Consider the following 26,960-nt stretch of genomic DNA (forward strand, 5'->3'; position numbering starts at 1 on the left):
CGACGACGTCGGGTGCCACTCGCGCGAGCCCACCACGCCGAGCGTGATGTGACATGGAACTCACCTGGGCGGCAGTGCGTTGTCGATTCACCCAGGGCGTCAACGCCTCGACCTCGTCACCGAGTGTGAGGTCGGCGTCCGGCGGCACCGGTGTCGGACCAGCGCCACACCGGGCCAGTACAGTTGGACGAACACGAGCCCTGCGGGCTTCGTACGGGTCGGGCCGATGCCCGAAATGAGAACTTTGGAGTGTGGGTAGGTGGGCGTACGCGGGCCGGCGGGAATGCCGACACTGTCGCGCAGGAGCAAGATCGCCATCGGGATCGGCGTCGCCATCCTGGTGCTGCTGCTGATCGGGCCACGTTTGGTGGGACTGGCCACCGACTGGCTGTGGTTCTCTGATCTCGGATATACGCGGGTGTTCTCCACGATCGTGTGGACACGCGTCGTGCTGTTCCTGGTCACGGCCGTGGTGGTCGGTCTGGTCGTGTTCGGGGCCATCGCGATGGCCTATCGGTCTCGACCGGTATTCGTGCCGGCCTCCGGCCCGAACGATCCGCTGGCTCGTTATCGGGCCACCGTGATGGGACGGACCCGTTGGTTCGCGATCGTGCCGTCGGCCCTGATCGGCCTGCTCGCCGGTCTGGTCACCCAAGGTTCCTGGGCGACGGTCCAGACCTTCCTGCATGGTGTGAGCTTCGGTGTCAAGGACGCCCAGTTCGGGCTCGACGTCAGTTTCTATGCGTTCGATCTGCCGTTCTACCGGCTCGTGCTCAATCTGTTGTTCGTCATCGTGGTGATCTCGTTCCTGGCCAACCTGATCACCCACTACCTGTTCGGCGGGCTCCGCCTCGGCGGTGGCGGAACGAAGCCGTCGATGACCACCGCGGCGCGTGTGCAGCTCGCCGCGCTTGCCGGGATCTTCCTGCTGCTCAAGGCCGTCGCGTACTGGTTCGACCGCTATTCGCTGTTGTCCAGTCAGCGCAAACAGGAGATCTTCACTGGCGCCAGCTACACCGACATCAACGCGGTGCTGCCGTCGAAGTTGATCCTGATGGCCATCGCGATCATCTGTGCCCTGGCGTTCTTCGCCGGGGTGGTATTGCGCGACCTCCGTGTGCCGGCACTCGCGACCGCACTCATGTTGCTGTCGGCCCTGGTCATCGGTGTGGGATGGCCGTTGGCGATGGAGCAGTTCTCGGTCAAGCCGAACGCCGCGCAGAAGGAATCGGAGTACATAGCGCGCAACCTGACGGCCACCAAACAGGCCTACAAGATCCGCGACAAAGACGACGTCACCTACGAACAGAACTGGACCGAGACCCCGGCGGATCCGGTGGCGGTCAACAGTGATTCGGCGACGTTGTCGAACATCCGGATCCTGGACCCGAACGTGATTGCGCCGGCCTTCAATCAGCGACAGTTCCTCAAGAACTTCTATGGTTTCCCCGCGCAGCTCGCCGTCGACCGCTACAAGGTCGACGGACAGGAGCGCGACTACGTGGTCGCGGCCCGTGAGCTCGATCCGTCGAAGTACGGCGAGAACCAGCAGAACTGGATCAACAAGCACACCGTGTTCACCCACGGCAACGGGTTCATCGCAGCGCCGGCCAACACCGTGGACGAGGCGTCGTCCGACAGCGACAGCGACCGTGGTGGTCTGCCCGTGTTCAAGGTCAGTGACCTCGAGACGATCCGGTCAAAGGACTATCAGCAGACCGCACCCATCAAGGTCAAACAGCCGCGCATCTATTTCGGTGAGCTCATCGCCAAGGTGAACCCCGACTACGCCATCGTCGGCTCGGACAACGGCGACCGGGAGTACGACGAGGACGGCAAGAATTACACCTACACCGCCGATTCGGGTGTCTCGCTGGGCAACTGGTTCAACCGTTTCCTGTACTCGGTGAAGTACACCGAGCGCAACATCCTGCTCTCGGGCGCGATCAACAAGAACTCCAAGATCATCTACGACCGCGATCCGCGCGACCGTGTGAAGAAGGTCGCCCCCTGGCTGACCCTCGACTCCAAGACCTATCCCGCGGTGATGGCCGATGGATCGATCAAGTGGATCGTCGACGGGTACACCACGCTCGACACCTACCCGTATGCGCAGCGGATGTCGCTGCAGGGCGCTACGTCTGATGCCCAGGAGCTCAACCAGGGGCAGACCGGCCGGACTCAGGTCAACCGCCAGATCTCCTATGCGCGCAACTCGGTGAAGGCCACCGTCGACGCCTACACGGGCAAGGTGGACCTCTATCAGTTCGACACCTCCGACCCCGTGTTGAAGACGTGGATGAAGGTCTTCCCGGGAACCGTCAAGTCACGCGCTGAGCTCGACCAGAACCCGGATCTGCTCTCGCACTTCCGGTACCCGGAGGACCTGTTCAAGATCCAGCGTGCTCTGCTCGCCAAGTACCACGTGTCCGATCCCGAGACCTTCTTCCGCAGCAACAACTTCTGGTCGATTCCCGCGGATCCGAGCAAGGACCAGGCCGTGCAGCAGGGGCTGAACCAGCCACCGTATTACTTCACCGCTGCCGCTCCCAACGGGACCGAGTCGCAGTTCCAGCTGACGACGGTGATGACAGGTCTGAACACCCGGAACCTTGCCGCCTACATGACGGCGTCGTCCGATCCGCAGGACTACGGCCGGATCACGGTGAAGACCTTGCCCACGGCCAAGCAGACCGTCGGCCCGCAGCAGGCGCAGGAGAACATGAAGAGCGCCGGTCCGGTCGCGTCGGATCGTAAGCAGGTCGAGGACACCACCCGGGTGACCTACGGCAATCTGCTGACGCTACCGGTGGGCCGCAACGGGATTCTGTATGTCGAGCCGATGTACACCCAGTCGAAGACCGACGACTCGGCGATTCCGAAGCTCTATCGCGTGATCGTCTACTACAACGCGGCCAGCGACGGTGCCCGCGTCGGCTATGCGGCCACGGTTTCAGAGGCGCTGCGTCAAGTGGGGATCAATCCCGCCGCGGTGACGGACCCAGAGAGTGGTCCGGCTGTCGAAGGTGGTGCGAGTGCTCAACCCTCACAGTCCGCGAACGCCGCGGCGGCGAGTCCGTCACCTCAGCAGGGGCAGTCACCGGAGCGCGACGCCGCTGTCCAAGCGATCGGTTCGGCCCTTACTGCGTTGAAGGACGCGCAGATGAAGGGTGATTTCAAGGCGTACGGCGCGGCGCTCGATCAGCTGAATCAGGCGGTGTCGCAGTACGAATCGCTGCCGTCGGGAGGCTGATCACCGCCGCTCGAATCGGAAAATGGCGGGGCGCACCAGAATTCTGGTGCGCCCCGCCATTTCGTCGGCGGATGTCAGTGGATCACTCGCGATATCGGTGCATGTACCGATCGAGTTCCCGCTCGGTGTCGTCGGGTAGGACCGGGCTGTGATGGTGGCGATGATTGAGAGACAGGAAGATCGATGCGGCGACGGCGAACGCACCGATCATCAACAGGCCGAACAAGATGGCTGCTGCGACGTGGCCGCCTGCCATCGACACGAGCCAGAGCGCGGCGGAAGCGAAACCGCCGAGAGTCAGCACGTACCCGATGACACTCATCGGATGGTTTCCGTGGCTCTCGTGATGGGGCAGATGATGGGTTGCCATCGTTTCTCCTCCTTCGGTTGACGTACCGCCAGGATACGCTTCTGTGATGTTAGTCACATACTGATTCTGGAGACCTCGGCTTTGCGCAGGTCAGCGCAGGTGTTGCGTCGAGATAGTGCCGTTTCTCATCGGTGCTCGTGGCCGGGATGAACGGGCTGTGGTGGAGTCGCGGCTCATCGTGGCGTACGCGGTCCTCGAGGGCGTCGGCATGCACCGCGGCGACGCGCTCACCTTCGTCGAGGCCGACCTCACCAACGACACGAGGCGGGTGCGGCGGTGGACGGCGTCGATGCGGTGCTGCATGTCGCCTCTCCCGTCCACGTCGGCGCGGTGAAGGAGGAGAACGATGTCATCGGGCCTGCCCGTGAGGGAACGCTGCGCGTGCGAAAGGTGATCCAGCCGTGGCTCTTTCGGAAGTCGCTGCGGTGCTACGTGATTCGCTCGGTTTTGATGCAGCGAAGGTCTCGACGTGACGCATCCCTGATGTGGCGCTGCGCATTCTGGCGTTGTTCTCGGCCGAAGCCCGTGGCGCCGCGGCGGAGATGGGGTTCCAGAAGATCGTGGTGATCGACAAGGCGCGGCAGCTGCTCGGGTTTTCACCGCGACCGTCGGGCGAGGCGGTCGTCGCAGCGGGAAAGAGCATGATCGCGAACGGACTCGTGTAGTTCGGGTCGAGCCTGCTGGTCCTGAGCATCGGGTCCGTGAGAGAGCCTCGCCGGTTCGGCCGCCGGCGCAGATCCCGCATACGAGCGGCCGCGGGGCAACACCGCGAAGAAGCGCCTTGGACACGGTGAACCTCAACCCGTCGGCACCGCAGGTGTCCGCGTTGATGGGCGTCCACACCCGCGATGATCGCCGGGCGGGACGACGTGTCGGCGATCACACCATCGCCGCAGGTAGGGGCGGGTATCGGAGGCGATTTGCATCTGGTCGGAGCGGGTGTGTAACGTTGTATTCAGCAACGCGGGGTGGAGCAGCTCGGTAGCTCGCTGGGCTCATAACCCAGAGGTCGCAGGTTCAAATCCTGTCCCCGCTACCAACATGAGAACCCCCGCCCGGGACACCCGGGCGGGGGTTCTCGCTTTCTCGGTCGACGCCGTCCGGCGGTGCCGTCGACCATCGTGACGAAACGATGACCGATCGGCCGCGGGGGTGCCGCCGCGCACCAGAGGCGCGCACCATCGAAGGCATGCACAGCGAGACGGATGATTCCGCACCCGCCATCGGCATCATCGGTGGCACCGGCCTCTACCGGTACTTCTCCGACGACGACAACGTGATCGAGACGGAGGTGGACACCCCCTTCGGCCCACCATCGGCGCGGCTGCGGGTCGCCACGGTCGACGGGAGACGTCTGGTGTTCCTTCCGCGGCACGGTGCCCATCACGAGTACCTGCCGCACCGGATTCCCTACCGGGCCAATCTCTGGGCGTTGCGGGCGCTCGGAGTCCGGCGCGTGATCGGTGCGTGCGCGGTGGGTGGACTCCGTCCCGACCACGGTCCCGGTACCATCGTGGTGCCGGATCAGCTGATCGACCGCACCACACAGCGTGCTCAGACCTTCTTCGACCGGCCCGAGATCTGGGCCGGCGCCCAGCCGCCCGACAGCCCGGTGCACGTGCAGTTCGCCGATCCGTACTGTCCGGGTCTCCGGCAATCGCTCGCGTCGGCGTCCGACGACGTTATCGACGGCGGGACGATGGTCGTCATCGAGGGCCCACGGTTCTCCACCCGGGCCGAGAGTCGCTGGTATGCGACCGAAGGCGCCTCGTTGATCAACATGACCGGTCAGCCCGAGGCGGTACTCGCCCGCGAACTGAAGTTGTGTTACTCCACCGCGTGCCTGGTCACCGACCTCGATGCCGGCATCGAGTCGGGCACGGGGGTCACCGCCGCCGAGGTGTTCGCGGAGTTCGCGCGGAGTCTGCCTCGTCTCGTCGAGGTGATCCGGAGCGCCGTCGAGGTGATCGATGCTGCCGCCGAGTGTGATTGTGGCGCAGCCGAGCACGACGTGGACTCACTGTTCCGCACCGGGGTCGGCACCGGGGTCGACGTCCGCCCGACGGCTGGTGCGCGATGACCCGGGTGCTGGTCACCGGCGCCGCGGGCTTCATCGGATCGCGGATCGCCGATGTCCTGCGAGTGGCCGATCACGAGGTGGTGGGCGTGGACGCGCTCATCCCGGCCGCGCACCCGATGGATGCGAAGCTGCCGGACGGCGTGCACCGGGTCGATGTCGCCGACCGCGAGGCGATGATCGAGCTCCTCGACGGTGTCGACGTGGTGTGCCATCAGGCGGCGATGGTCGGAGCCGGGGTGGACGCATCGGATGCGCCCCGCTACGCCCGGGAGAACGACTGGGGGACGGCTCGACTGCTGGCCGCGATGTTCGAGGCCGGGTGTGCGCGACTCGTGTTGGCGTCGTCGATGGTGGTCTACGGGTCGGGGCGTTTCCTGGATGCCGACGGCACGGTGGTCCACCAGGTGGGTGATCGTAGACCTGAGGATCTGCGTGCGGGAACGTTCGAGCATCTCCGCGACGGGCGGCCGTTGCGGTGGACCCTGACCGACGAGGACACACCGTTCGCGCCGAGTACCTCTTACGCGGCCAGCAAGTGCGCGCAGGAACACTATGCGCGCGCCTGGTCGGAGCAGACCGGCGGATCGGTCGTCGCGCTGCGCTACCACAACGTGTACGGGCCGTGGATGCCACGGGACACCCCGTATGCCGGGGTCGCATCGGTGTTCCGGTCGAGACTGGCCGCGGGCCTCGCCCCGCTGGTGTTCGAGGACGGCGGCCAGATGCGCGACTTTGTGCACGTCGACGACGTTGCGCAGGCCAACCGCTGTGCGATCGAAGCAACGGACGCCGACGGCTTCCGGGCGCTCAACGTCTGCTCGGGTACCCCGATCTCGATCGGGACGGTGGCGCGGCTGCTGTCCGAGGCGGCCGACGGCCCGGCGCCGGAGATCACCGGCGGATTCCGGCTCGGCGACGTGCGTCATGTCGTCGCCGATCCGCGACGGGCCCAGGAACACATCGGCTTTCGGGCCACGATCCCACCCGATCAGGGGATCGCACGCTTTGCCTCCGAACCCCTGCGGAGCTCGTCCGGTCGATCAGAGGTTCAGGCGCCGGCCGGCACGAGCGGCAAGGTCACCTCGAACCGGCTCCCGGAGTCCAGGTTGGACGCGACGATCGACCCCGAATGGGCGTCGACAAGACCCTGAGCGATGGCCAACCCGAGTCCGGCGCCCGCGGGCACCCCGTCGATGGCCGAGGGCGTGCGCGAAGGACTGCCCCGATACGAGGTCTCGAAGATACGCTCCAGGTCGTTCTCCGGGATACCCACGCCCGTGTCGTCGACCCGTATCCACGCGGCACCATGCGAACTGCCGAGGGCGACGTCGATCGCACCGCCCGACGGCGTGTGCGCCACCGCGTTCACGATCAGGTTGGTGAGGATCCGAGACAGCGCCGAGGCGCTGCCGTTGACCGTGACTGCCACATCGGGACAGGTCACGTGCACGGCCACGTCGGCGCGCTGGGCGAGAGTACTTGTCGCGCTGGTCACCTCGTCGACCACCTCGCGCAGGTCGATCGCCTCCATGTCCAGCGTCAGCGCACCGGCGTTGATCCGCGCCATCTCGAACAGGTCGTCGACCATGCGGGCCAGCCGAACGGTGTGTCGATCGATCTGCGTCGCGAACGACGCGACCTCGCCGGGATCGGTGACCACGTGGTCGCTCAATGCCTCGGCCAACGCCTTGATGTCGGCAAGTGGGGTGCGGAGATCGTGGCTGACCCAGGCGATCAGTTCGCGGCGGGAGTGCTCAGCGGCACGTTCCTGCTCGCGCATGTGACGTTCCCAGACGGTGCGCCTGGCCTGAAAACGCCCCAGCCACAGGGCTGCCGGGAGCGTCACCAACGCGACTGCCGCCAGCACGGCGGCGGTCCGCCAGATGTCACCGGTGAACATCATGCCGCTGACGCCGAACACGCCGACGAACGTCGCCGCCATCGGGATGAGCACCATCAGCACCATGCTGATCAGCAGCGATGCACGCCGCATGGCCACCAGCAACAGGCCGCCCGCCAACACCACCGGCGCAGTCCAGGCCAACGCCAGCAACAGGATTCGGACGATCTCGGAATTCATCGGTCGACACTCATGTCCGGAGTCTCACGCGTCGCCATCCGCCCGGCATGACCACCGGTATCCACGACCCCACACCGTCTCGATCCGCGACGCGTCGCCGAGCTTGGCGCGCAGCCGTTTGACGTGCACCGTCACGGTGGACAGGTCCCCGAACCGCCAGCCCCACACCCGTTCCAGCAATTCGTCGCGCGAGAACACGGTGTCGACGTGGCCGAGGAAAAAGGTGAGCAGATCGAACTCGCGTTTGGTGGTGGACACCGGATGGCCGGCCACCAATACCTCGCGGGCCGCGAGGTCGACGGTCACGACGCCATCGGACAGCCTGCCGGCCGTCGATTCCGCGGTGGCCGCGCTCGCGCGGCGCAGCACCGACTGGACGCGCAGGCTCAGTTCGCGCGGGCTGAAGGGCTTGGCGACGTAGTCGTCGGCACCCGACTCGAGGCCGAGCACCCGGTCCTCGGCCTCCCCGAGGGCAGTCAGCATGATGACCGGCAGGTCTGCATGAACGCCGGAGCGGATGCGGCGGCAGACGTCGATCCCGTCGCCGTCGGGCATCATCACGTCCAGGATCGCCAGATCGATGCGATTCCGTTCCAGTTCGTCGAGGGCCTGCCGGCCCGAACCCACCACCATGACGTGCATACCGTCGCGTTCGAGGTAGCGACGGACGACGTCGGCCACCACGGGGTCGTCGTCGGCGACGAGAATCTGCATGACGTCAGCCCACACCCGTCTCACCAGTACGTCAACACAAGATGATTGACCGCGAGGGCGACGGCCACCTGGGCGCCAAGCCACACGCGTTGCCGACGGACGGGGAGCAGCGCCGTGCTCACCATGGTCCACAAGCTGAAGCCCAGCCAGATCCGTTCGGTCTCGGCTTTGCTCAACGCACTGAAGTCGGCCACGAGGATGGCGACCAGCCCGGCCAGGGAGAGCAGTACGACGGGATGACGCCACATCCGCGATCCGAAGACGCGGCCGAGTCCGGCGGGTACCGCGGGGCCGACGGCGAACAGGGTGGCGGCGATATTCGCCCACCCCCAATACGCGAACGGCCGGATCGAGGCGATGCCCTGGTAATAGCGGTCGACCACCATTCGGTAGCCGTCGAACCACCAGAACCCGAAGGCACGGAACACGCCGACGACCGCCAGGGCGGCGGGCACGGCAAGGAGCAGCGGCCGTGCGTTGCGGGCCGCGATGAGCACGGCCAGTACGACGAATCCGATGAGCACCAGCCCGTAGTTCAGGAAGATCGAGAACCCGAGGAACGCTCCGCCGAGAAGGCCGGTTACGGCTGCGCCGACACCGTGACGGTGCGTCGCCATCGCGACGAATGCGACACCCCATGCCGCCACCGCCATGAAGTATCCGTCGGCGGAGACCCCCACCCAGACGAGGCCGGGAAAGAGGGCCAGGAACGGCGCACACCGGCGTGCCCAGTCCTCCGCATCGAGATTCCGGAGTGTGATCATCACCGCGACGAGGGCGCTGCATCCGGTCAGTACACACCAGATCCCCGCCCAGCCGCCGCCGCCGAGACCGAGCCGGTCCAGCCATACGAAGGTGATGAGCGCTCCGGGTGGATGCCCCGACACGTGGGTGGTCCAGGAGTCCGGCTGATGAGCGAGGATGCGGTCCGAGAATGTCGCGAGCACGCCCGGGATGCTGTGCACCCCTGGCACTTCCGACAGGTACTCGTCGGGGCGGACGAGGCGCCCGGCGATGCCGCGCTGCCAGCCGTCGATCAGCGCCAGGCTCAGCGTCCACAGCACGGCCGTGGCCCACACGGTGAACGCGAGGGTCCTCCATCGGAGTCGAGATGCCCAGCCGGGCAGCAGCATCACCGCAGCGGCGGCGATCACGACGGCGGGGATCGAGCCCGGTCCGACGTGTGGGTTCCATTGCCCCAACAGGGGTGCGGCGCCGGCAAAAATCCGGCCCCGCAGCGCGTCACCCATGACGATCGGTACGACGATCGCCGCTACCACCAGTGCGATCGCCGCCGAGACCCACACGACGTCGGTGCGCACGATGCCGCGGCGGTGCACGGGTTCTCCGGCGTGCAGCGGGATGTCGGGGGGTGCCGTCGGTGACCTCACATGACCCACCGTAGGAGCACGGACGGCACGATGACAGTGGCTCGGACGCGACGTCATACTTCCGTCACCGCCCGAACCCTGTTCAGGGGCCACTACCGCTCATAGCGTGGGATTCATGAGCGATGCCGACGTATCCGTCATCATTCCCTGTCGAAACGAGCGAGGGGCGATCGTCTCTGTGCTGGAAGGGATTCCGGATGGATACGAGGTGATCGTGGTGGACAACGGTTCCGCCGACGGCACGGCGGACGTGGTGGCCGAGCTCGGTGTGCGGGTGATCGCCGAGCCGCGGCCCGGATACGGAGCGGCGGTCCATGCCGGAGTGCTGGCCGCGCAGGGACCGATCATCTGCACCATCGACGGGGACGGGTCGATGTCACCGGCGGAGCTGCCCGGCCTGGTCGACCGATTGGGCGCGGGGGCCGATCTGGCCGTCGGGCGTCGTCGACCCACCCGTCCCGAAGCGTGGCCTGCCCACGCGCGCGCCGGCTCCGCCGCCGTCGCGTGGTGGCTTCGTCGACGATACGGACTGCCGGTCAACGACATCGGTCCGATGCGGGCGATCGAGCGAGAACGCCTGCTGGCGCTCGGGATCGAGGATCGGCGCTCGGGATATCCGGTCGAACTGCTGGTCCGGGCAGCACGATCTGGGCTACGGGTGTCCGAATGTGCGGTCACCTACACGCCGCGAACCGCAGGACGTTCCAAAGTGTCCGGCTCCATCGCCGGATCGATGCAGGCGGGTCGGGACTTCCTGGCGGCCTTGTCATGACAGCGTCGGCCACCCGGAACACCGACGCCGTGCTCCTCGTGGCAAAGGCGCCGATTCCGGGTGCGGCAAAGACCCGACTCATCCCGGAATTCGGTCCGCGGGCGGCCGCGGACCTCGCCGCAGCCGCACTCATCGACACCATCCGAACGGCCTGCACGGCCGGCCCGGAGGTCATCGTCGCGATGGTCGGCGACCCGGCGCACGGTGCCCGGCACGCCGAACTCGCGGACCTGCTGCATCGCTGCACGGTCATCGGGCAGCGCGGCGACACCTTCGGTGAGCGCCTCCGCAACGCCCATGTCGATGCGGCCGCCCTCGGCGTCGACCGGGTGCTGCAGATCGGCATGGATACACCGCAGGTGACCAGGCGCGACCTCAAGTCGGGCCTGCGTCTGTTGCGTACGGGTACTGCCGTCCTCGGGCCCGCCGTCGACGGCGGCTGGTGGGCGCTGGGCCTCGTCGGCGCCCGCGGAGCGGATGTGCTGCCCGGCGTCCCGATGTCCACCCCAGAGACCCGGGTCGGTACCGAAGGCGCGCTCCGTCGCGACGGGCTGGTGGTGCGACCACTGCGTACCCTCGTCGATGTCGATCGGCCCGACGACGTCGCGGCGGTGGCCGGACTCTGTGTGCCGCAGAGCGCATTCGCGATCGCAGTGCGGAAGCTCCACCCATTCGGTGTGAGCGCCTGATGACGGCCGCGCCCGACCACGACCCGATAGGCCTGCCAGGTCCGTCCGACGTGCCACCGACCCACGATCTGATGCTGCGTGCCGATGCGTGTTTCCTCAGGCATGCCGATGGCACACTGGATCGGCTGCCGGTGTCACGGTGGCGTGGTGAGTCGACGGATCCTGGTGATCGGATGTTCGACGAGGAGCTGGTCTCACGGTGTCCGGGTACCACCATCGATCTCGGCTGCGGTCCGGGACGTTTCGTCGCAGCGCTGACGGCCCGGGACCGGGTCGCGCTGGGCGTGGATCATTCCCGTGCGGCGGTCGCAGAGACGCGTCGTCGGGGAGCGGTCGCGCTCTGCCGCAACATCTTCGACAGGCTTCCCGGCGAGGGGCGCTGGCAGAACGTGCTGGTGATGGACGGCAACATCGGTATCGGCGGGGACCCGACCAGGGTGTTGCAACGAGCCGCAGCGTTGATCGGGCCCGCGGGAGTGGTCCACGTGGAGCTCGATCCCGACGTGGAACACGTCGACCACCAGACCGTCCGGCTGGAGTCGGGCGGGTCGGCCGGCCCCTGGTTCCCGTGGGCGCGGCTGGGTGTCCTGGGGGTCGAGGACGCGGCGCAGCAGAGTGCACTCGAGGTCCGATCGATCCGTCGGATCGCCGAACGCGAAGTGGCGGAACTGGTCTCGCGATGATCCCGGCGGTCGAGGCGGACGAAGCGGAAGACGAACGGCGATCTCTCGCCACTCGCGTGGGACTCGCACTGGCCACCTGCTTTGCCATTTGTTTCGTCACCGGGCTGGTGAGCCACTGGATTCAGCATCCGCCGGAATGGTTCGCCTGGCGGTCGACGCCGGTGTGGCTGTACCGCACCACGCAGGGCGTTCACGTCTTGTCCGGCATCGCGGCGATCCCGCTGCTGCTGATCAAACTCGGCGTGGTCTATCGCAAGCTCTTCGAGCGACCTCTGATCGGATCTCCGGTGCGTCTCGTCGAGCGGCTGTCGATCGCGGTGCTGGTGTCGGCGAGTATCTTCCAGCTCCTGACGGGCCTGCTCAACATCGCCCAGTGGTATCCGTGGCGCTTCTTCTTCACGACGACCCACCACGCGATGGCCTACATCGTGATCGGTGCGCTGCTCGTGCATATCGCGGTGAAGCTGCCGATCATCCGTGTCGCACTCGGTGAGGCGGAGACGAAACAGGCGAAGGACGACAACGACCGACGCAGGCTCGGCGGCCTCGACCGTCGCACGGTCCTGCTGGGGGCCGGCGGCGCCGTCGCGGTGGCGGTCGTTGCCTTCGCCGGGCAGACCGTGCCGGCACTCCGGCGCGTCGCGGTGTTCGCGCCCCGCAGCGGGGCCGGTCCGCAGGGACTGCCGGTGAATCGCACCGCCGAACAGGCGCAGGTGGCCATGGCCGCCACCTCCGACTCCTATCGTCTCGCGGCATCCGGCCCGGTCGGTGACGTCTCCTGGGATCTGGCCGCTCTCCGCGCCCTGCCGCAACACACGGTGTCACTGCCGATCACCTGCGTCGAGGGCTGGAGCGCGGACGCGGTGTGGACGGGGGTGCGCCTACGCGACCTGGTCCAGGTGGTCGGCGGAACCGTCGGCGCGCCGGTGCGGGTGATCTCGCTGGAACGAGGACCGTACGCGGTCAGCACGGTGCCGTCCTCCCACGCGGCCGATCCCCGCACACTGCTCGCCCTGCGCCTGCACGGAGACGATCTCGACATCGACCACGGCTTCCCGGTCCGGCTCATCGCCCCGAACCTGCCCGGGGTCATGCAGACGAAATGGGTCGCCAAGATCGAGGTGTCGTGATGGTGATGCAGATGTTCCGGATCGGTCTGGTGCTGACCGGGTGCGTGCTCGTCGTCCGCGGGCTGATGTTGATCTGGTCGTTCTCCTCAGGCGACCAACTCTCGATCGTGCTGTGGCTGGCGGCCGGCCTCCTGGCCCACGACCTGGTCTTCGCGCCGCTGTGCCTGCTGGTCGCCGCGATCACGCGCCGCGCACTCCCACCCGCGTGGTGCACTCCCGTGTTGCTCGCGCTCGCGTATACGAACCTGCTGGTCCTGCTCGCCTTACCGGTGCTCGCACCACGTCCGGCGGGCGAGCGGCCGGACAATTCGACAATCCTCGACCGTCCGTTCGGATGGGGCCTGACCATCGCGATCCTGCTGGTCTGGGCGATTCTCGGCGTCGTGATGGTGGCCTCGGCACGCCGTCGTCGAGCGTCGATGTGACGCCGGTGCCCGCACTCTTGCGGACAGGATTTCCTCGGGTGGCGGCGTGGTGCGACCATGGGTGCCGTGGAGATCACCACCAAGGAGCAACTGCGCGGGATAGTCGGCCATCCGCACGAAACCGTCGTGACCAAGGTCCGGCAGTCGCTGCATGAGGTCCACATCGACTGGCTGGCGGCGACCCCGATCGTGTTCCTCGCGACGTCGGATGCGGTCGGTGGACTCGATGTGTCCCCGAAGGGCGATCCACCCGGCAAGGTGGTGCATGTCATCGACGAGACGCGGATCGCCATCCCGGAACGTCCCGGCAACCGGCGGGTCGACGGCTACCTCAACATCCTGCAGAATCCGCACATCGGGACGATCGCGGTGATCCCGGGCCGTGGGGACACGCTGCGGATCAACGGCTCGGCCCGGATCGTCGACGACGGCGACTACTTCGACCGGCTCGCGGTCAAGGGGCGCCGGCCGATCCTGGCCGTCGAGATCGACATCGACGAGGTCTTCTTCCACTGCTCCAAGGCGTTCCTGCGCTCGGATCTCTGGCGTCCCGACACGTGGCGACCGGAGGCACTCCCCAGCACGGCGAAGATCACCAAGACGCTGATGCCGGAGCTCGACGAGGCAGAGCTCGAAGAGGGGTTCGCGGAGGCCAATTTCCGCAAGTGGCTGTACTGATCCATGAGCATTGCGTCCTCGTCCCCCGACTGTGGCCTCATCGCCGGGTCCCCGATCCGGCGTAAAGGCCACCACCGACCCCTCACCTGATCTCACGCCTCCGGCGGTGGGCCGGACTACCGTGGTGCCATGGCCACCGACAAGTCGATCCATGGGCACATCACCGATCTGATCGCCGAGGAGCGCGACCTGCGCGACAGGATGGGGCGGGGTGAGATCTCCCGCGACGAAGAGAACAGTCGGCTCCGCGAGGTCGAGGTCTCGCTCGACCAGTGCTGGGATCTGCTGCGTCAGCGGCAGGCCAAGCGCGATGCCGGCGCCGACCCCGACGACGCCTCGGTCCGGCCCGCCGACACCGTCGAGAAGTACCTGGACTGACCACTGTCCGTCGCCGCATCCGCCGACGACGGCCACGTCTGCCGAAGCCGGAATCAACGTCGCAGCAACGGCCACATGGCTACGCTCGTAGCGATGTGCGGCACCGCCGGTGTGACGCACGGTGTGTGAGTGAGAGGGGCGACGATGGGTCGATACAGCGAAGCGTTCGCACAGGCGAGCGATGACCGGGAGGGCTTCTGGCTGGCGGCGTCGCAGGGCGTCGATTGGGTGTCACCGCCCACCCAGGCGCTCGACGATTCCGCTGCACCGTTCTATCGCTGGTTTCCCGACGCGACGTTGAATACGTCCTACAACGCGCTGGATCGTCACGTCGAGGCCGGATACGGTGACCGCATCGCGCTCATCTGGGATTCGGCCATGATCGGTGAGACCCGGACGTTCAGCTACGCCGAACTGCTCGACGAGGTGTCCCGGTTCGCCGGAGTGCTCGCGTCGAACGGCGTGGTCGCGGGTGATCGGGTGGTGATCTACATGCCCATGATCCCAGAGGCCGCGATCGCGATGCTCGCCTGTGCCCGGATCGGGGCGGTGCACTCAGTGGTGTTCGGCGGCTTCGCGGCGCCCGAGCTGGCGAGCCGCATCGACGATGCAGAACCTGTCGCGATCGTCACGGCGTCCGGCGGCCTGGAACCAGGCCGAACGGTGCCGTACCTGCCGATGGTGGCTCGGGCCGTCGAACTGGCCTCGTCTCCGCCGACGACGGTCGTCGTCAAGGATCGGCCCGAGATCACCGGCAGCGCAGTCGATCACGAGGGCTGGCTCGACTGGGACACGACGATGGCCGATGCGCGCCCGGTGGGTCCGGCGACGGTGGCCGCGACAGACCCGCTCTACATCCTGTACACGTCGGGAACCACCGGGAAGCCGAAGGGAGTGGTCCGCGACAACGGCGGTCACGCCGTCGCGCTCACCTGGTCCATGGGCAACATCTACGGTATCGAGCCGGGCGACGTGTGGTGGACGGCGTCGGACGTCGGCTGGGTGGTCGGGCACTCCTATATCGTCTACGGGCCGTTGTTGATCGGCGCGACGACCGTGATGTACGAGGGCAAGCCGGTGGGGACACCCGACGCGGGGGCGTTCTGGCGGGTCATCGCCGATCATGGTGTCCGCGCGCTGTTCACCGCACCGACGGCTATCCGCGCCATCCGCAAGGCGGATCCCGACGCGGCCGAACTCGCGCAGTACGACACATCCTCTCTGCGAACACTGTTCGCAGCAGGCGAGCGGCTGGATCCGGACACCTTCGGGTGGGCCACCCGGGTGCTCGGGGTTCCCGTCGTCGACCATTGGTGGCAGACGGAGACGGGTTGGGCGATCGCGGCGAATCTCCGTGGGCTGGAACCGATGCCGCTGAAAGCCGGATCTCCGACAGTGCCGGTGCCGGGCTACCGCATCGGGGTCGTCGATGCCGAGGGCACTCGGCTCGGGGCGGGGGAGGAGGGCAACATCGTCATCGAACTGCCGCTTCCGCCTGGCACGCTGGCCGGTCTGTGGCACGACGAGGAGCGATTCCGCGCGTCGTATCTGTCCGCGTTCGAGGGTTATTACCTGACAGGTGATTCCGGCTATGTGGATGCCGACGGCTACGTCTTTGTGCTCGGGCGCTCCGACGACGTCATCAATGTCGCCGGACATCGCCTGTCCACCGGCAGTATCGAGGCGGTCGTCGCGTCCCACCCGGCGGTCGCGGAGTGCGCGGTGATCGGCATCCACGACGACCTCAAGGGGCAGCGTCCGAGCGGTTACGTGGTCCTCAAGGCGGGAGTCGAGATCGAACCGGACACGTTGCGGGACGAACTGGTCGCCATGGTGCGTGACGAGATCGGCGCCGTCGCCACCTTCCGCGACGTCACGGTCGTGCCGGCCCTGCCGAAGACCCGGTCGGGCAAGATCCTGCGCAAGACGATGCGTCAGATCGCCGACCACGAGGATTACACGGTGCCCTCGACCATCGAGGATGCCGACGTGCTGGCGGATCTGGCGAAGCAACTGGGCGACTGAGGGCGATGCCGGCGGCGATACGGCATTCGGCAGCGGGTATAGGGTGTCGATGGGTGATGGATCTCGCCCGGGTTGACGGCCACAGCTGTCTATGCCCGAACCGCCGTTCTCGGCTGATGGTTCCTGTTCCGGTCGACGGATAGGGCTGCTGCATGGGTTCAGACCATTCCGCGGATCGTCCAGATCGGGACGATCCGCACACCGAGCTCCCCACCGATCCCGACGCGGTTCGCCCGTTACACCTGCGCATGGACGCGCTTGCCTGGGTCTTTGCCGGTGGTATGGCAGGCACCGGTTTGCGCTACGGGGTCGAGCAGTGGTTGCCGGCGGAGGGGACCGGGTGGCCGTGGGGCACGTTCCTGGTCAACCTGCTCGGTGCGTTCCTCCTCGGTGCGCTACTGGAAGGTCTTGTCCGCGCCGGTGACGACGACGGATGGCGTCGCCGCACGCGGCTCCTGGCAGGTACCGGGTTCTGCGGTTCCTTCACCACTTACAGCAGTTTCGCACTCGAGGCGTCGCTGATCACGCACCGCGGCGCGCCACTGGTCGCCTTCGGGTACGGGGTGACGACCGTGATCGTCGGGCTCTGCTGCGCATGGCTCGGTATCGCGGCGGCGGGCGCACTGTTGCGTCGGGGCGGTGAGGTGTCGTGACCGTCGTCGCGGTGATGCTTGCCGGCGCCCTGGGGGCGGTTGCCCGTTTCGTCCTGGACGGTGCGATCAAACACGGTGCGATCAAACAATGGCGGCCGACGACCTTCCCCTGGGCGACGTTCGCCATCAACGTCAGCGGCTCGCTGCTGCTGGGCTTCTTGGCCGGTCTGGTCATGTTCCATACCGCTCCGGCGGGGTGGCAGACGATAGTGGGGACCGGATTCTGCGGTGGCTACACGACTTTCAGCACCGCGAGTTTCGAGACTGTCCGACTGGCAGAGCAGCGCCGGACGATGTCGGCGGCGGTGTACGCGATCGGGTCGCTGCTCGTGAGTTCGTTGGCATGCGGATTGGGGCTGGTGCTGGCATGGGCGATCTGACAGCTCGGCGCGGCGCGCCGAACGGGCGAAAGGCTTTGTGATGGAACGAGACGTCGACTTCGGTCAGCGGCCGGGCCCGACACCGTTGCGACGGAACCTACCCGGGCCACAGCCGCGCGAACCTGCGCGCGCGAGTCTTGTGGTGGGGTGGGACCGGAATCCGGCCAGTACCACTGCGCTACGGTTCGCGGTCGACCTCGCCCATCGGCTCACCGCTCACGTCCATGTGGTGCACATCGTCGATCTCGATGACATGCCGGTGGATCCGGACGCGCCGGACTGGGAGCAGCAGCTACGAGTCACCATCACCGGCGAGGCCGCCCAAGCACGTGACCTGCTCGACGAACTGGCTGCGTCCTGGACTTATCACAGCGGGCACGGCGCGGCCGCCGACCTGCTCGCCGTCGTCGCCGACCGATACTCGGCGTTGATGGTGGTGATCGGCAGTCCGCGCGGAGGTGTGCTCTCCCATCTCGATTCGGTTCTGGGACAGTCGGTTGCCCAGGGCCTGATCGGAAAGCACAGGACCCCTTTGCTCCTCGTTCCCGGCACCAAATCGCCGTCGACGTGATCCTGTCGGTCGAGTAGCCGAGCGCCGGGCTTCGTCGGTCGAGTAGGCGACGAGCGTAGCGAGGAGGCGTATCGAGACCAGCCCTCGTGGTGAGAGTTGGTCTCGATACGGCACTCACTCCGTTCGCGCCTACTCGACCGGCGGGTGGATGGTTCGCGACTACTCGACCGGCGGATGGGTTCCTACTTCAGCTCGGTGCTGCTCTTGTTGAGTACGCGCCGAGCGATGATCAGGTTCTGGATCTGCTGGGTCCCTTCGAAGATGTCCAGGATCTTCGAGTCACGGGCCCACTTCTCCACCAGCAGTCGTTCCGAATATCCCAGCGTGCCGGTCAATTCCACCACCTTGTTGGTGATGTCGGTCCCGGTGCGCCCGGCCTTCGCCTTGGACATCGAGGCCTCGAGGGAGTTCGGCTCCTTGTTGTCGGCCATCCACGCGGCTCGCATCGTGTGCAGATACGACGCCTCGAAATCGCTTTCCATCCGGATGAACTCGGCCGCGGCGGCATGCTGATCGGCGGCCGGGCGGTCGTAGTCGATCTCGATGCCGGCCTCTTCCAGGATGCGACGCAGTTCTTCGAGCGCGGCGCGGGCGACGCCCACTGCCATACCCGCGACCATCGGACGCGTGTTGTCGAAGGTCTGCATGACACCGCCGAAGCCCTTCTTGGTGTCCACCTCCGGAGATCCCAGCAGATTGTCCTTCGAGATGCGGCAGTTCTCGAAGCGGATGACCGCGGTGTCGGAGACGCGGATGCCGAGCTTGTGTTCGAGGCGGACGACCTCGACACCGGGATGTTCGCGCGGCACCACGAAGCTCTTGATGGCAGCCCGGCCCAGGCTCTTGTCGACCGATGCCCACACCACGATGTGCGTGGCACGTGAACCCGCGGTGACGAAGATCTTCTCGCCGTTGAGGACGTACTCGTCGCCGTCGGGGGTGGCGGTGGTGGACACCGCAGCCGAGTCCGAACCGAAGCTCGGCTCGGTGATGGCCATCGCTGCCCACACCTTGCCGAAGTTCTTCAGCTGCTCGTCGGTCGCGACCGCGGCGATCGCCGCGTTGCCCAGTCCCTGATAGGGGATGGTCAGCATCAGGCCGACGTCGCCCCACGAGGTCTCCATCGTGTTGATCACCGACTGCATGTTGCCGCCGTTGACCACCGCACCCTCGGGCCTCGGCCGGTCCGACTTCTTCTGGCTACGTCCGCCGTCCGCGCCCGCGCCGGCCTGCCCGGCCTCGGCGAGACCGTCGTAGAGGCTCGCGAGGGTGTCGAGTTCGACCGGATATTCGTGCTCGCGCAGGTCGTACTTGCGTGAGATCGGCCGGAAGATCTCCGCGGCCGCCTGGTGGGCCTGGTCGATCGTCGCGCCCAGCTTCTTGGGGAGTTCGAGATTGATGCTCATGTCAGTTGTCCCTGTTCCGGCCGTCAGAGGACGACGATGCCTTCGCCGATGCCTGCGCCACGCAGGTCGCGGTACCAACGCTCCACGGGATGCTCCTTGGTGAAGCCGTGGCCGCCGAGCAACTGCACACCGTCGAGACCGATCTGCAGGCCCTTGTCGATGGTCAGCTTGCGGGAGAGCGCCGCCTCACGGGCGAACGACAATCCCTGCTCGGCGCGCGCCGCGCCACGCAGCGTGACCAGCCGGATGGAGTCGACCTCGGTCGCGATGTTGGCGACCATGAACGCCACCGCCTGGCGATTGGAGATCGGCTCGCCGAACGCCTCGCGCTCGTTGACGTAGGGGATCACGTAGTCGAGGACGGCCTTTGCGGTACCGGCGGCCAGCGCCGACCAGCCCAGCCGCGACAGACGCACGACGTCGCGGTACGCGGCGAGCGCCGCCTCGCCGTCGGTTCCTCCGAGGAGGGCGGATTCCGGCACGGCGACGTCCTGCAGCAGCAGGCGCCCCATGCCCGCCGCACGCACGCCCATGCCCGGGTCGGCCTCGACGATCAGGCCCTTTGTGTCCGACTCGACGATGAACAGCGCGGGCCGACCGTCCAGCTGCGCGCCGATGATGAAGAGCTCGGACGATCCGGCCGCAGGGACGAACGACTTCACTCCGTTGAGGCGGTAGCCGCTGGGCACCCGGGTGGCCTTGGTCTCGAGCGCGAAGGCGTCGAAGAGCGGACGCGGCTCGGCGATCACGACCGCCGACTGCGGCACGTTCTCGCCGGCGAAGTCGGGCAGGTAGGTGCGCTGCTGCTCGTCGGTGCCGAAGTTGGTGAGGGTTGTCGCGACCCCGCTCGGCGCGAGCAGCGGCAGCGCGAGACCCATGTCGCCGTAGGCCATCGACTCGGCGACCAATGCGTTGGTCACCACGCCGCGCTCGGATGCGGCGCCCTCGAAGTCCTCCGGGACATTGATCATGGTGATGCCGAGCTCGGCCGACCGCTTGAGGATCTCCTCGGGCGCGGCGGCGGCGTTGTCGGCGTCGTAGGCGGCCGGACGCAGGATCTCGACAGCGAATTCCTTCACCGTCTCGGCGATCATCTGCTGCTCGTCGTCCGGGTTCAGGTTGAAGTAATCCTTCGGGGCCGTCGTCAAGCGCTTGGCCTGACCGGAACCGCCGCCCTGGGCCGCCTTGAACGCCCGGTTCGCGGCACCGAGGGTTTGGAAGCCGGTCTTGGTGCCCTGGAAGGCGATCCGGTTGATGGGCTCGCGGATCTTGTACTTCTCCGCGAACTCGGATCCGGTCACCGTGGTCAGCACGCGCATCGCGGTACCGATGAACGAACGCGGGTGCGGATTCTTTCCGACGGCGGAGGTGTCGCGCGGTTCGGTATGCCGCGGCTCGGTCTGTGAGGTCATGATCACCAGCTGTTTCTCGGGCGGTTGGGGCCGCGTCCGGACGGACTCGCGACCCGATCTTACTCGGTAGTAAGTACAGACCTTACTATCCGGTAAGTAGCTTGTCACGCAGCTCGCCGATGACGATGGCGTCACGATCGATCTACGCTGGTCGGGTGACTTCGGGCGAGCAGGCGACGGTACCGACGAGTGGAACCGTCGCGCCCGAGCGGCTCGCTGGGGGCGGCCGTCTGACCGTAGCCGCTGTGGCTGCCGCGGGACTCACGGCGCTCGGGCTCGCGACTGCGCTCGGACCCCACGTGGTCGAACGGGGGCCGGCGCTCTGTCCGTTCCTCCGGATCACCGGACTGCCATGCCCGGCCTGCGGGCTCACCCGCAGCTGGGTCGCACTCGGGCACGGTGACGTGGCGTCGGCGTTCTCCTTCAATGCGTTCGGGCCGCTGTTCATGCTCGTGGTCGCGGTCGTCACCGTTGTCGCGATCGCCGCGCTGGCGACCGGACGTCCGGTTCTGACGCGAGTGCAGCGCACCCTGACCAGCCCGGTGGCCCTGGCCGTTCTGGTGGTCTGGTTCGGCTACGGGATCGTGCGTGCCGTCGACGCCGGATTCGGCTGGGGGGTCTTTCCGCCGATCACGTGACCGTGGTCAGCTGTCGGTGTTTGCGCGCTGAGTGTCGCGACGTGACGTCGGCACGACTCGGGAGCAGAGTGGACACATGCAGATCACTCACTTCGGTCACTCGTGCGTCCTGGTGGAGATCGACGGAACCAAGATCCTCTTCGACCCGGGCAATTTCTCCCATGGATTCGACGGCGTCACCGGGCTGGACGCGATCCTGATCACTCATCAGCATCCCGATCATTGCGACGTCGCCCGGTTGCCCGACCTCGTCGCGGCGAATCCCGACGCGATCCGGTACGCGGACCCACAGACCGCGTCACAGCTCAACGGCGACGACGTCGCGGGACCGTGGCAAACGGCCAACGCGGGGTCGCATGTGCAGATCGGGACGGTGACGGCGCGTATCACCGGCGGTCGCCACGCCGTCATCCATCCGGAGATCCCGGTGATCGACAATGTCGCCTATGTCCTCGACACCAAGTCGATGACCGGCCGGTTCATGCACCCCGGCGATTCGTTCTACATCCCGTTCGAGACGGTGGACGTGCTGGCACTGCCGTCGGCGGCGCCATGGATGAAGTTGAGTGAGTCGGTCGACTACCTCCGCGCGATGGCACCGCGCGTCGCCGTGCCGATCCACCAGGCGATCCTGTCGGATGCCGGTACCGGTATCCACTACGGACGGCTGTCCGAGATGAAGGACGCCGCCACCGAGTTCGTGGTCCTCGACGAGGAATCGGCCACGGATCTGTAGTCGCCTCCGAGCTCTGGTCGCCTGATCCCGCGCTCACGCAGGTGGGGCGAAGAACTCGAGGGCGATGCCGTCAGGATCGCGAAACGAGATGCCCGAGCCGTAATGAGCGTGCTTCACGCCGTTGTGCGAGATACCGAGTTCATCGAGTCGTGTTGTCCACGAATCGAGTTCATCGCGTCCGATGGCGAACGCGATGTGATCGAGTCCGGTGCGTCGTTCATCGAAGCTGTCGACGGGGCCCGGCTCGGTGTGCGTGTGCAGACCGAAGAGCATGCCGCCGTCGAGTGCGAACACGGTGTGATGGAATTTGCCCGACTCCTCATCCTCGTCGAGCACGGGGCCCGATCCGAAGAGTTCGGTGTACCAGCGGGTGCTGGCGTCGAGGTTCGTGACGGTGATGGCGGCGTGGGTCAACGCGGGAAATGCCATGTCCCTGCTCCTTGTCGGCGGATGCCCCCGCTCCACCGATCCTAGGCCTACCGACACCGGTAGTGAACTCGTCGAACGGACGGTTTCAGGGACGATTCGGGGAGGGGGCGAGCGCCCCGAGGATTGTGTCCTGCAGCAGTCCGTTTGTCGCGATGGCGCTGCCACCGGACGGTCCGTCGGTGCCGTCGAGGCCCGTGAATCTCCCGCCCGCCTCGCGGACCAGGATGTCGAGTGCGGCGAGGTCCCAGAGAGAGACCTCGGGTTCGGCCGCGATGTCGACAGCTCCCTCGGCGACCAGACAGTAGTTCCAGAAATCCCCGTAGCCGCGGACCCGCCACACCTCATCTGTCAGCGCGATGAACTCGTCGCGGATGCCCCGATCGGCCCAGCCCGACAGACTCGAGAACGCGAGGCTGGCCGACGGGAGATCCGCGACGGCCGACACCGACAATCGGCGCGGCAGTTCCTCACCGTCGAACACCGAGAACGCCCCGATCCCCTCGGCGGCCCACCATCGGCGGCGCAGTGCGGGCGCCGACACCACGCCGACGCGCGGGACACCGTCGACGAGGAGGGCGATCAGCGTCGCCCACACCGGCACACCGCGGACGAAGTTCTTGGTGCCGTCGATGGGATCGACGACCCATTGCCTGCCGGTCAGCACGGCGTCCCCGCCGAACTCCTCGCCGAGTACCGCATCGTCGTGACGCCGGGCCGAGAGGCGTTGGCGCACCATGGTCTCGCATGCGAGGTCGGCGTCGGAGACCGGAGTGAGGTCGGGCTTGTCGTCGACGCGCAGATCGACGGCGCCGAATCGTTCCATCGTCAGGGCATCGGCCGAGTCCGCGAGCGACAGCGCGAGTTCGAGATCGTCGGAGATCGCGGTGGGCCCGAGGTCGTGTGACATGCGGGTAGGTTATCGCCACCGGCATGCATGTCACATCGGAGATCGGCGATGAACTCCGCGGAGCGGTACGTCGGATTTGCCCGACCACCGACGGTAAGGTGGGCCCATGTGGCTCGCGGTGGCGTTCAGTGCGATCTTGGCGGCTCTTCTGGTGGCGCTGCTCGTCCAATGGCAGCGCGGACGGAACCCGCGCCCGCTCGACCCCTCGAGGGCCGGTCGGTTCGTGCAGGGCACGCTGACGGTCACAGGTGTGAGCGACCGGCCGGACCAGGGCGACGCGAAGGGGGAGCGGTACTGCACGGTGTCCGGGACGATCGTCGGACCGCAGACCGATCCCGCCGAGGTCTACGGGACCCTCGTGTTCGGCGAGCACGATCCCTGGCCGCAGATCGGCGCCGATCTGCCGGTCGTCTACAAGCCGGGCAAGGCGACATCGACGTGGCGGTTCGGCGAGTTGCCGCCGATGGATGCACCGCCACCGCCCGGGCAGTTCCCGCCCGCATGATCAACCGCGCCACGAGGTAGCGGGCAGGGGCATACCGAGACTGTTTTGCCCCGGTAGTCTTGGTCACCGTGCATCCCGACGTAACCGCAGACCTCGAATCCATCGGCACCACCTTGACCACGGTCGAGAAGGTGCTCGACCTCGACGAGTTGCGTCGTCGGATCGACGAACTGGAGATGCAGGCCTCTGACCCCGAACTCTGGAACAACCAGGAGCACGCGCAGAAGGTCACCAGTGAGCTCTCGCATGCGCAGTCGGAGTTCCGCAAGGTGAGCGAATTGCGTCAACGCCTCGACGATCTCCCCGTCCACTACGAACTCGCCGAGGCGGAGGAGGGCGACGACAAGGTCGCCGCGCTGGCCGATGCCGATGCGGAGCGCGCGTCGTTGCGGGCCGATGTGGAGGCCATGGAGGTCAAGACCATGCTGGCCGGCGAGTACGACCAGCGTGATGCCCTGGTCAACATCCGTTCCGGCGCGGGTGGCGTGGATGCTGCCGACTGGGCGCAGATGCTGATGCGCATGTACATCCGCTGGGCCGAGAAACACAACTACGGCGTCGAGGTGTACGACACCTCCTACGCGGAGGAGGCTGGCATCAAGAGCGCCACCTTCACGGTGAAGGCGCCGTACATGTACGGCACGCTGTCGGTCGAACAGGGCACCCATCGTCTGGTGCGAATCAGCCCGTTCGACAACCAGAGTCGTCGGCAGACCTCGTTCGCCGAGGTCGAGGTGCTGCCCGTGGTCGAGACCACCGACCACATCGACGTCGACGAGAACGACGTGAAGGTCGATGTGTACCGGTCGTCGGGTCCCGGTGGCCAGTCGGTCAACACCACCGACTCCGCGGTCCGGCTGACCCACCTCCCGACCGGGATCGTCGTGACCTGTCAGAACGAGAAGAGCCAGCTGCAGAACAAGGCGTCGGCGATGCGTGTTCTGCAGGCCAAGCTGCTCGAACGCAAGCGCCAGGAGGAGCGAGCCGAACTCGACGCCCTGAAGGGCGACGGCGGTTCGAGCTGGGGCAATCAGATGCGGTCGTACGTCCTGCACCCGTATCAGATGGTCAAGGACCTACGGACCAACGTGGAGGACAACAACCCGACCGCGGTCATCGACGGCGACATCGACAAGTTCATCGAAGCCGGAATCCGATGGCGGATGGCTTCTGCAGATGCGTGATCTGACGCCGCTGGCGTTTGCCGACGGCGCGACGGCGTCGGTACTCGGTCGGTTCTACGTCTGGGCGGCCACCGACGGACTCGAGATCCTGATCTGGATTCTCGGGGGTCTCCTCGTGATCAGATGCATCCGGTGGTCGGCCGACAAGTACGCGGCGCGTGTCGAGTCGCAATTCCACAACAGCGACCTCATTGTCCAGACCGAGGACTCCAAACATCGCCGGGCCCTGGTCGACGTCGTCGCGTGGACGATGATCGTCATCGTGGCGATCATCGTGATCCTGCGCATCATGGTGGTCTTCAACATCCCGATCACCGGCCTGACCGGTCCGGGCGCGGTCATCGGCGCAGCTCTCGGTTTCGGTGCGCAACGTGTCGTCCAGGACATCCTCGCGGGGTTCTTCGTCGTCGCCGAAAAGCAGTACGGATACGGGGACGTGGTCAGCCTCACGGTCACCGGGAGCACCCTTGCCGAGGGCACCGTCGAGGATGTCACGTTGCGCATGACCAAGCTCCGCACCAGCGAGGGCGAGGTGATCACGGTGCCGAACGGCCAGATCATCAAGGCCACCAACCTCTCCAAGGATTGGGCGCGTGCCGTGGTCGATGTGCCGGTGCCCGCCGAGGCCGACATCGCCAAGGTCAACGAGACCCTGGATCGCGTGGGGAGCGACTTCTACGAGGAGAAGCGGTGGCACGATCTGATGCTCGACCCGCCTTCGCCGCTCGGCGTGATCAATCTCGAACTGGACTCGATCACCGTGCGCGTGGTGGCGCGCACGCTGCCGGGTAAGCAGTTCGACATCAGTCGTGCACTGCGTGTCAGCATCGTGCGCGCCCTGGCCCGCGAGGGGATCACGGTGGCACCGGGGCGCGAGGTGGAGGCCGCGAGCGCCCCGCCGGCGGCCCTGGCCGACGAGGTCGGGAAGGCGAAGCACCGTGACGAGTGAGCACACCGAGCAGGACGAGGTCAGGGAACGCAAACCGCGCAACTGGCGACACGTCTACAAGACCCGCATGCGCACGAGCACGGCCATCTTGCTGATCGTTTTTCTCGGCTCGATCGTGCTCTACGGCTACACCTCGCAGCGCTACGGGGTGGTCGCCCCACCCACACCGCAGCCGGCACGGACGACGCAGTCGAGCACGACGACCACACCGACGCCGCAGCCGTCGTCGACCCCGAGTTCGACTCCGTCGTCGACGTCGACCACGGAGTCGACGACGACGCCCGGAAACGAGACCGGCCAGAACAACGACAACAACCCCGAAGGTGATCAGACGGGCCAGCAGCGGGGCACGACGACCACACAGCAGACCGTTCCTGGACTACCTGGTGTGACACTGCCCAATTTCGGCAATGCGCCACAGACCGGGGACCAGAGTTCGGTGCCGCAACGGTGATCGGCCGAGCATGAATCGTCGGTGACGCCGACCTGAGCGGAACTCTCAGGGCCCACCGTTACACTGGC

At 66.7% G+C, this 26,960-nt stretch carries 30 protein-coding genes, 1 tRNA gene and 1 riboswitch; of the genes, 23 read left to right on the top strand and 8 right to left on the bottom strand.

Annotated features, from left to right (window positions below; genetic code table 11):
- Positions 1-259: 259 nt before the first annotated feature.
- On the top strand, positions 260-3,253 hold the full coding sequence (locus ACPXCG_RS08690; RefSeq protein WP_425791106.1) for a UPF0182 family protein: 2,994 nt from the start codon (positions 260-262) through the stop codon (positions 3,251-3,253).
- 82 nt (positions 3,254-3,335) lie between these two features.
- Here the strand turns inward: ACPXCG_RS08690 and ACPXCG_RS08695 are convergent, their stop codons facing one another.
- Positions 3,336-3,623, bottom strand: coding sequence for a hypothetical protein (locus tag ACPXCG_RS08695; RefSeq protein WP_425791108.1), 288 nt, complete (start codon positions 3,621-3,623; stop codon positions 3,336-3,338).
- Positions 3,624-3,738: 115 nt separating this feature from the next.
- Here ACPXCG_RS08695 and ACPXCG_RS08700 point away from each other — a divergent pair, with 115 nt between their 5' ends.
- The 5 genes from ACPXCG_RS08700 (at position 3,739) to ACPXCG_RS08720 (ending at position 6,854) form a co-directional block, all read left to right on the top strand.
- Positions 3,739-3,957: a hypothetical protein gene (locus ACPXCG_RS08700; RefSeq protein ID WP_425791110.1), complete on the top strand. Its 219-nt coding sequence runs from the start codon at positions 3,739-3,741 to the stop codon at positions 3,955-3,957.
- Between the two features lie 151 nt (positions 3,958-4,108).
- A complete protein-coding gene (locus tag ACPXCG_RS08705; protein WP_425791112.1) occupies positions 4,109-4,288 on the top strand; it encodes a hypothetical protein in 180 nt (59 codons plus the stop codon).
- 297 nt (positions 4,289-4,585) lie between these two features.
- Positions 4,586-4,662: transfer RNA gene (locus tag ACPXCG_RS08710), tRNA-Met, on the top strand.
- 150 nt (positions 4,663-4,812) lie between these two features.
- Positions 4,813-5,703 carry an S-methyl-5'-thioadenosine phosphorylase gene (locus ACPXCG_RS08715; protein WP_425791114.1) on the top strand — a complete coding sequence of 297 codons (891 nt, stop codon included), beginning with the start codon at positions 4,813-4,815 and terminating at the stop codon, positions 5,701-5,703.
- A complete protein-coding gene (locus ACPXCG_RS08720) occupies positions 5,700-6,854 on the top strand; it encodes an NAD-dependent epimerase/dehydratase family protein (RefSeq protein ID WP_425791115.1) in 1,155 nt (384 codons plus the stop codon). The genes ACPXCG_RS08715 and ACPXCG_RS08720 overlap by 4 nt, the downstream gene beginning before the upstream one ends.
- Here the strand turns inward: ACPXCG_RS08720 and ACPXCG_RS08725 are convergent.
- The 3 genes from ACPXCG_RS08725 to ACPXCG_RS08735 are packed head-to-tail and all read right to left on the bottom strand — an operon-like array spanning position 6,752 to position 9,888.
- The gene (locus ACPXCG_RS08725) at positions 6,752-7,783 is read right to left on the bottom strand and encodes a sensor histidine kinase (RefSeq protein WP_425791117.1); all 1,032 of its coding nucleotides are present in this window, start codon (positions 7,781-7,783) and stop codon (positions 6,752-6,754) included. The genes ACPXCG_RS08720 and ACPXCG_RS08725 overlap by 103 nt on opposite strands.
- Before the next feature lie 24 nt (positions 7,784-7,807).
- Positions 7,808-8,497, bottom strand: a complete 690-nt coding sequence (locus ACPXCG_RS08730; protein ID WP_425791119.1) for a response regulator transcription factor — start codon at positions 8,495-8,497, stop codon at positions 7,808-7,810.
- A 20-nt stretch (positions 8,498-8,517) separates the two neighbouring features.
- The gene (locus ACPXCG_RS08735; protein ID WP_425791121.1) at positions 8,518-9,888 is read right to left on the bottom strand and encodes a hypothetical protein; all 1,371 of its coding nucleotides are present in this window, start codon (positions 9,886-9,888) and stop codon (positions 8,518-8,520) included.
- Positions 9,889-10,003: 115 nt separating this feature from the next.
- Between ACPXCG_RS08735 and ACPXCG_RS08740 the strand changes: the two genes are divergently transcribed.
- From ACPXCG_RS08740 to ACPXCG_RS08790, 11 genes are all read left to right on the top strand, one after another.
- Complete coding sequence (locus ACPXCG_RS08740; protein WP_425791123.1) at positions 10,004-10,660, top strand: glycosyltransferase family 2 protein; 657 nt, start codon at positions 10,004-10,006, stop codon at positions 10,658-10,660.
- Complete coding sequence (locus tag ACPXCG_RS08745) at positions 10,657-11,349, top strand: TIGR04282 family arsenosugar biosynthesis glycosyltransferase (RefSeq protein WP_425791125.1); 693 nt, start codon at positions 10,657-10,659, stop codon at positions 11,347-11,349. The genes ACPXCG_RS08740 and ACPXCG_RS08745 overlap by 4 nt, the downstream gene beginning before the upstream one ends.
- On the top strand, positions 11,349-12,032 hold the full coding sequence (locus ACPXCG_RS08750; RefSeq protein ID WP_425791127.1) for a class I SAM-dependent methyltransferase: 684 nt from the start codon (positions 11,349-11,351) through the stop codon (positions 12,030-12,032). Before ACPXCG_RS08745 ends, ACPXCG_RS08750 begins: the two co-directional genes overlap by 1 nt.
- A complete protein-coding gene (locus ACPXCG_RS08755) occupies positions 12,029-13,162 on the top strand; it encodes a molybdopterin-dependent oxidoreductase (RefSeq protein ID WP_425791129.1) in 1,134 nt (377 codons plus the stop codon). The genes ACPXCG_RS08750 and ACPXCG_RS08755 overlap by 4 nt, the downstream gene beginning before the upstream one ends.
- Positions 13,162-13,587 carry a hypothetical protein gene (locus ACPXCG_RS08760; RefSeq protein ID WP_425791131.1) on the top strand — a complete coding sequence of 142 codons (426 nt, stop codon included), beginning with the start codon at positions 13,162-13,164 and terminating at the stop codon, positions 13,585-13,587. Before ACPXCG_RS08755 ends, ACPXCG_RS08760 begins: the two co-directional genes overlap by 1 nt.
- Positions 13,588-13,653: 66 nt before the next feature.
- Positions 13,654-14,265, top strand: coding sequence for an MSMEG_1061 family FMN-dependent PPOX-type flavoprotein (locus ACPXCG_RS08765; RefSeq protein WP_425792081.1), 612 nt, complete (start codon positions 13,654-13,656; stop codon positions 14,263-14,265).
- Between the two features lie 129 nt (positions 14,266-14,394).
- Positions 14,395-14,643, top strand: a complete 249-nt coding sequence (locus tag ACPXCG_RS08770; RefSeq protein WP_425791133.1) for a DUF2630 family protein — start codon at positions 14,395-14,397, stop codon at positions 14,641-14,643.
- Between the two features lie 144 nt (positions 14,644-14,787).
- Positions 14,788-16,668 (top strand): propionyl-CoA synthetase, encoded by a 1,881-nt coding sequence (locus ACPXCG_RS08775; protein WP_425791135.1) that lies wholly within the window; start codon positions 14,788-14,790, stop codon positions 16,666-16,668.
- A gap of 43 nt (positions 16,669-16,711) precedes the next feature.
- A riboswitch (Fluoride riboswitch) is annotated at positions 16,712-16,801 on the top strand.
- 19 nt (positions 16,802-16,820) lie between these two features.
- Positions 16,821-17,321, top strand: a complete 501-nt coding sequence (locus tag ACPXCG_RS08780) for a fluoride efflux transporter FluC (protein ID WP_425791136.1) — start codon at positions 16,821-16,823, stop codon at positions 17,319-17,321.
- Positions 17,318-17,701, top strand: coding sequence for a fluoride efflux transporter CrcB (gene crcB, locus ACPXCG_RS08785; RefSeq protein WP_425791138.1), 384 nt, complete (start codon positions 17,318-17,320; stop codon positions 17,699-17,701). The genes ACPXCG_RS08780 and crcB overlap by 4 nt, the downstream gene beginning before the upstream one ends.
- A 40-nt stretch (positions 17,702-17,741) precedes the next feature.
- Positions 17,742-18,272, top strand: coding sequence for a universal stress protein (locus tag ACPXCG_RS08790; protein ID WP_425791140.1), 531 nt, complete (start codon positions 17,742-17,744; stop codon positions 18,270-18,272).
- A gap of 182 nt (positions 18,273-18,454) precedes the next feature.
- Here ACPXCG_RS08790 and ACPXCG_RS08795 read toward each other — a convergent pair whose 3' ends face one another.
- Together ACPXCG_RS08795 and ACPXCG_RS08800 are read right to left on the bottom strand one after the other, a co-directional pair.
- Positions 18,455-19,678, bottom strand: coding sequence for an acyl-CoA dehydrogenase family protein (locus tag ACPXCG_RS08795; protein WP_425791142.1), 1,224 nt, complete (start codon positions 19,676-19,678; stop codon positions 18,455-18,457).
- A 23-nt stretch (positions 19,679-19,701) separates the two neighbouring features.
- Complete coding sequence (locus tag ACPXCG_RS08800) at positions 19,702-21,090, bottom strand: acyl-CoA dehydrogenase family protein (RefSeq protein WP_425791144.1); 1,389 nt, start codon at positions 21,088-21,090, stop codon at positions 19,702-19,704.
- A gap of 155 nt (positions 21,091-21,245) precedes the next feature.
- Between ACPXCG_RS08800 and ACPXCG_RS08805 the strand changes: the two genes are divergently transcribed.
- Entirely contained in the window at positions 21,246-21,728 is a 483-nt protein-coding gene (locus ACPXCG_RS08805; RefSeq protein ID WP_425791146.1) for a DUF2752 domain-containing protein, read from the top strand.
- Between the two features lie 76 nt (positions 21,729-21,804).
- Positions 21,805-22,464 (top strand): MBL fold metallo-hydrolase, encoded by a 660-nt coding sequence (locus ACPXCG_RS08810; RefSeq protein WP_425791148.1) that lies wholly within the window; start codon positions 21,805-21,807, stop codon positions 22,462-22,464.
- Between the two features lie 33 nt (positions 22,465-22,497).
- Here ACPXCG_RS08810 and ACPXCG_RS08815 read toward each other — a convergent pair whose 3' ends face one another.
- Together ACPXCG_RS08815 and hisN are read right to left on the bottom strand one after the other, a co-directional pair.
- On the bottom strand, positions 22,498-22,893 hold the full coding sequence (locus tag ACPXCG_RS08815; protein WP_425791150.1) for a VOC family protein: 396 nt from the start codon (positions 22,891-22,893) through the stop codon (positions 22,498-22,500).
- A gap of 85 nt (positions 22,894-22,978) precedes the next feature.
- The gene (gene hisN / locus ACPXCG_RS08820) at positions 22,979-23,800 is read right to left on the bottom strand and encodes a histidinol-phosphatase (RefSeq protein WP_425791152.1); all 822 of its coding nucleotides are present in this window, start codon (positions 23,798-23,800) and stop codon (positions 22,979-22,981) included.
- A gap of 106 nt (positions 23,801-23,906) precedes the next feature.
- Between hisN and ACPXCG_RS08825 the strand changes: the two genes are divergently transcribed.
- From ACPXCG_RS08825 to ACPXCG_RS08840, 4 genes are all read left to right on the top strand, one after another.
- A complete protein-coding gene (locus ACPXCG_RS08825) occupies positions 23,907-24,305 on the top strand; it encodes a hypothetical protein (protein ID WP_425791154.1) in 399 nt (132 codons plus the stop codon).
- Positions 24,306-24,373: 68 nt separating this feature from the next.
- Entirely contained in the window at positions 24,374-25,489 is a 1,116-nt protein-coding gene (gene prfB / locus ACPXCG_RS08830) for a peptide chain release factor 2 (RefSeq protein WP_425791156.1), read from the top strand.
- Positions 25,482-26,438 (top strand): mechanosensitive ion channel family protein, encoded by a 957-nt coding sequence (locus ACPXCG_RS08835; RefSeq protein ID WP_425791158.1) that lies wholly within the window; start codon positions 25,482-25,484, stop codon positions 26,436-26,438. Before prfB ends, ACPXCG_RS08835 begins: the two co-directional genes overlap by 8 nt.
- Positions 26,428-26,892 carry a hypothetical protein gene (locus ACPXCG_RS08840; protein WP_425791160.1) on the top strand — a complete coding sequence of 155 codons (465 nt, stop codon included), beginning with the start codon at positions 26,428-26,430 and terminating at the stop codon, positions 26,890-26,892. The genes ACPXCG_RS08835 and ACPXCG_RS08840 overlap by 11 nt, the downstream gene beginning before the upstream one ends.
- The last annotated feature ends 68 nt before the right edge of the window (positions 26,893-26,960 follow it).

It is taken from the genome of Gordonia sp. DT218, from assembly GCF_049847105.1.
Taxonomy (GTDB): Bacteria; Actinomycetota; Actinomycetes; order Mycobacteriales; family Mycobacteriaceae; genus Gordonia.

What these genes read in the sequence shown, in the direction of transcription:
- ACPXCG_RS08825 (WP_425791154.1), top strand. Translation starts at nt 23,907, where the DNA reads ATGTGGCTCGCGGTGGCGTTCAGTGCGATCTTGGCGGCTCTTCTGGTG.
- ACPXCG_RS08815 (WP_425791150.1), bottom strand. Translation starts at nt 22,893, where the DNA reads ATGGCATTTCCCGCGTTGACCCACGCCGCCATCACCGTCACGAACCTC.
- ACPXCG_RS08740 (WP_425791123.1), top strand. Translation starts at nt 10,004, where the DNA reads ATGAGCGATGCCGACGTATCCGTCATCATTCCCTGTCGAAACGAGCGA.
- ACPXCG_RS08800 (WP_425791144.1), bottom strand. Translation starts at nt 21,090, where the DNA reads ATGACCTCACAGACCGAGCCGCGGCATACCGAACCGCGCGACACCTCC.
- ACPXCG_RS08790 (WP_425791140.1), top strand. Translation starts at nt 17,742, where the DNA reads ATGGAACGAGACGTCGACTTCGGTCAGCGGCCGGGCCCGACACCGTTG.
- ACPXCG_RS08755 (WP_425791129.1), top strand. Translation starts at nt 12,029, where the DNA reads ATGATCCCGGCGGTCGAGGCGGACGAAGCGGAAGACGAACGGCGATCT.
- ACPXCG_RS08795 (WP_425791142.1), bottom strand. Translation starts at nt 19,678, where the DNA reads ATGAGCATCAATCTCGAACTCCCCAAGAAGCTGGGCGCGACGATCGAC.
- ACPXCG_RS08730 (WP_425791119.1), bottom strand. Translation starts at nt 8,497, where the DNA reads ATGCAGATTCTCGTCGCCGACGACGACCCCGTGGTGGCCGACGTCGTC.
- ACPXCG_RS08695 (WP_425791108.1), bottom strand. Translation starts at nt 3,623, where the DNA reads ATGGCAACCCATCATCTGCCCCATCACGAGAGCCACGGAAACCATCCG.
- ACPXCG_RS08750 (WP_425791127.1), top strand. Translation starts at nt 11,349, where the DNA reads ATGACGGCCGCGCCCGACCACGACCCGATAGGCCTGCCAGGTCCGTCC.
- hisN (WP_425791152.1), bottom strand. Translation starts at nt 23,800, where the DNA reads ATGTCACACGACCTCGGGCCCACCGCGATCTCCGACGATCTCGAACTC.
- ACPXCG_RS08780 (WP_425791136.1), top strand. Translation starts at nt 16,821, where the DNA reads ATGGGTTCAGACCATTCCGCGGATCGTCCAGATCGGGACGATCCGCAC.
- ACPXCG_RS08745 (WP_425791125.1), top strand. Translation starts at nt 10,657, where the DNA reads ATGACAGCGTCGGCCACCCGGAACACCGACGCCGTGCTCCTCGTGGCA.
- ACPXCG_RS08810 (WP_425791148.1), top strand. Translation starts at nt 21,805, where the DNA reads ATGCAGATCACTCACTTCGGTCACTCGTGCGTCCTGGTGGAGATCGAC.
- ACPXCG_RS08725 (WP_425791117.1), bottom strand. Translation starts at nt 7,783, where the DNA reads ATGAATTCCGAGATCGTCCGAATCCTGTTGCTGGCGTTGGCCTGGACT.
- ACPXCG_RS08715 (WP_425791114.1), top strand. Translation starts at nt 4,813, where the DNA reads ATGCACAGCGAGACGGATGATTCCGCACCCGCCATCGGCATCATCGGT.
- ACPXCG_RS08775 (WP_425791135.1), top strand. Translation starts at nt 14,788, where the DNA reads ATGGGTCGATACAGCGAAGCGTTCGCACAGGCGAGCGATGACCGGGAG.
- ACPXCG_RS08760 (WP_425791131.1), top strand. Translation starts at nt 13,162, where the DNA reads ATGGTGATGCAGATGTTCCGGATCGGTCTGGTGCTGACCGGGTGCGTG.
- ACPXCG_RS08835 (WP_425791158.1), top strand. Translation starts at nt 25,482, where the DNA reads ATGCGTGATCTGACGCCGCTGGCGTTTGCCGACGGCGCGACGGCGTCG.
- ACPXCG_RS08720 (WP_425791115.1), top strand. Translation starts at nt 5,700, where the DNA reads ATGACCCGGGTGCTGGTCACCGGCGCCGCGGGCTTCATCGGATCGCGG.
- ACPXCG_RS08770 (WP_425791133.1), top strand. Translation starts at nt 14,395, where the DNA reads ATGGCCACCGACAAGTCGATCCATGGGCACATCACCGATCTGATCGCC.